3 protein-coding genes are annotated in these 3,031 nt (G+C 29.1%); all 3 read left to right on the forward strand.

Annotated features, from left to right (window positions below; genetic code table 11):
• Window positions 1-618 (forward strand): hypothetical protein (locus MR593_RS08555; protein ID WP_331474770.1); only part of this gene is annotated, 618 nt, incomplete at its 5' end.
• A 47-nt stretch (window positions 619-665) separates the two neighbouring features.
• Window positions 666-1,709, forward strand: coding sequence for a hypothetical protein (locus MR593_RS08560; RefSeq protein ID WP_290691892.1), 1,044 nt, complete (start codon window positions 666-668; stop codon window positions 1,707-1,709).
• Between the two features lie 194 nt (window positions 1,710-1,903).
• A partial coding sequence (locus MR593_RS08565) for a deoxyguanosinetriphosphate triphosphohydrolase family protein (protein ID WP_290691894.1) occupies window positions 1,904-3,031 on the forward strand: 1,128 nt, incomplete at its 3' end.

Consider the following 3,031-nt stretch of genomic DNA (forward strand, 5'->3'; position numbering starts at 1 on the left):
GAAATGTACAGACTAAAAACAAAAAATCTACTAGAAGCCTTGACAGAAAGCTGCCTAAATAAGCTAGACAAAAACGAAAACATAGAAGAAACTATCTCAAGCAGCATAACTACTAAAAATCTATACAACGAAGTAGTATCAATAGGAAGCGTGGACGTCAAGCTTTACAAAATAGAAGAAAATAGACAACGAATCATAAGCTGGGAGCAAGTCTGCACAAACTCAGGTGGAGAAGGATTTTTATCAGCATTTGTAGTTTTGAGTAGTTTATTGACATATATGAGAAACGATGAAGTCTACAAATTCTCACAAGACAGCAAGGTGCTTATAATGGACAACCCGTTTGCACAGACGAGTGCAGAGCATCTGCTAAAGCCTCTTATGGAAATCGCCAAAAAGAGCAATACACAGCTTATATGTCTTTCAGGCTTGAAGGGGGAATCTATCTACAACAGATTCGACAATATTTATGTGCTAGATCTTGTGAATTCAAGACTTAAAAACAACGTAAGCTTGCTAAAGGGCAATCATTATAAGGGAGAAGAGATGGTCAAGGAGATTGTTTCTTCTAGATTTGAGATAAAGAAGGAAGAAATTGATCAGATTAGCCTGTTTTAGAAAAATTACAATTAAAAAGGAAGAATTAAAATGGCAACAGATAAAATGTGGCTGAATTTGCAGGGGTAAGTGCAACTACTATGAGAAATAGAGCAGCTGATATAAGAGCGGCTTTACCTGAAAATGCTAGATTTGTAGCTGATATTAGTTATAGAGATGATGTTTTTGGAAATTATTATTATGATGAAATTTACGATGATGACATCTATGAAGATGAAATTTACAATGAGGATATTCATAATTTAGATAAAATAAAAGATATTTTAAGCAAAAGTGGTACAGCTAAAGAAGATCTTGGAAGAATACTAGATGCTATAAGAGGTCTTGCAAATCAAAGGTTTGAAGATGAAGAAGAGGAAGAGCTAGAAAAATACGAGATATACTTTAATAAAGCTCAAGATACAGACGATATAGACGAATCTATAGAAAACATGAAATTAGCGGTTAAATATGCTAAAAAGAAAGTGCCAAAACGAGTATTTAAAGAGCTAGATGGAGAGCTGTGGCTTGATTTTGATGCTAGACCATATCTTTCAATGAAAGCACAATTGGCATATTTATATGTTGTAAAAGAGGATTATCAAGCTGCGATGGATATATACAGCGAAATTTTAAAATTAAATGTATCAGATAATCAAGGCATAAGACATAAGATATTTCCAATATTAATTTTGCTCGATAAAAAAGAAATGATTGAGGATTTATTAGAAACATATGATATGGACGAATCGGCATTTATGCTGTATGACCAAGCTTTGTACAATTATAAAAATAAAAATGAATTTAACGCAAAATCATTTTTGAAAAAAGCTTTTAAAGCTAATAAATATGTACCAGAATATTTATTAGGTATGAAGATGTTTGATTTGCCAGTACCTAATATGTATTCTCACGGAAGCGATGAAGAGGCGATAATTTATTTAGATGATTCTCTATTTGCGTGGGTGCAAACTGATAAATCTCTTTATTGGCTTACTGATGAGTATTTTGCTTATGCTAAGAAAAAAGGTATGAAATTGATGTATACTAAGACTGAGGTTAAAGATTTTATTGATGATGCTATTGAGCGTGTGAATAATTTGGAGATATAAGTTGAAATTAAAATCCTGGCAGAGTTTTTTTGCTGGGATTTTTTGAATAAAATTGAGTTTATTAAAAAACTATTTTAAAATATAAGTAGAGGAAAAGTTTTGAATTATTATCATAAAAGAGCTAGTTGTAAAATAGTTTTTAAAATAATTTGAATATTTGCATCAATCGGAATATTAGATATGGAGGGATATGTATGAATAAAAAATTTTCAGATGTTGCAATGGTTGATGATAGTAAATGGAAAAAAGCTATTCATAGGGAAAAAGAATTATACAGTAGAGAAAACGATTTAAGAAGCGATTTTGGAAGAGATTACACTAGAATTTTACATAGTTTAGCTTATCGAAGATTAAAACATAAAACACAAGTATTTTTTAATACGCATAATGATCATATATGTACAAGAATGGAGCATGTAGCACATGTAGAATCCATAAGCTATACAATATCAAAAGCATTAGGTTTGAATTCTGAACTAACTAAAGCAATAGCGATAGGTCATGATTTAGGACATGCACCATTTGGACATAAAGTAGAACAAATAATAAAAAATTTAACTAAAGAATATTTAAATGATTCGTTTTGGCATGAAAAAAACGGGTTGAGAGTTGTTGATAAATTAGATTTGTTACAAGATAATAAAGGAAATTTCGCAAATTTAAATCTTACATATGCAGTTAGAGATGGTATTGTATGTCACTGTGGAGAAGTAGATGAAAATGGTATAATACCTAGAAATGAAGCAATTGATCTAAATCAAATAGAAAATCCAGGAGAGGTTCAACCATTTACTTGGGAAGGATGCATAGTAAAAATATCTGATAAAATTGCGTATTTAGGTAGAGATATAGAAGATGCTTTATTATTAAATATAATAAAACAAAAAGATTTAAAAGAGTTATATGCATTGGGAAAAATTTATGGACAAGAAACAGTAAATACATCTGTAATAATACATGAATTAATGAATGATCTTGTGAAAAATAGTTCAATTGATAAAGGAATTTGTTTTTCAGATGATAAGTTAAATTTCATTAATGAAATAAAGAAATTTAATTATGATAAAATCTATAATAGTAAGAAATTAGATTATTACAAAGGATATTCAGAATTAATTATAAATAGTATATTTGAAGAGTTGATAAAATATTATGATGGAGAAAATACAATTGTTAATTTAGATAAAAATTTAAATGAATCACAAGGTATATTGATAAAAGAGTTTAAAAATTGGATAATAAAATATTGTGATGAAGATATATTACAAGACTGTAGCTTAGGAGGTTCATATAATAATGAAAAAATATATGGAAAATTAGAT

The organism is Intestinibacter sp., from assembly GCF_022780145.1.
Taxonomy (GTDB): Bacteria; Bacillota; Clostridia; order Peptostreptococcales; family Peptostreptococcaceae; genus Intestinibacter.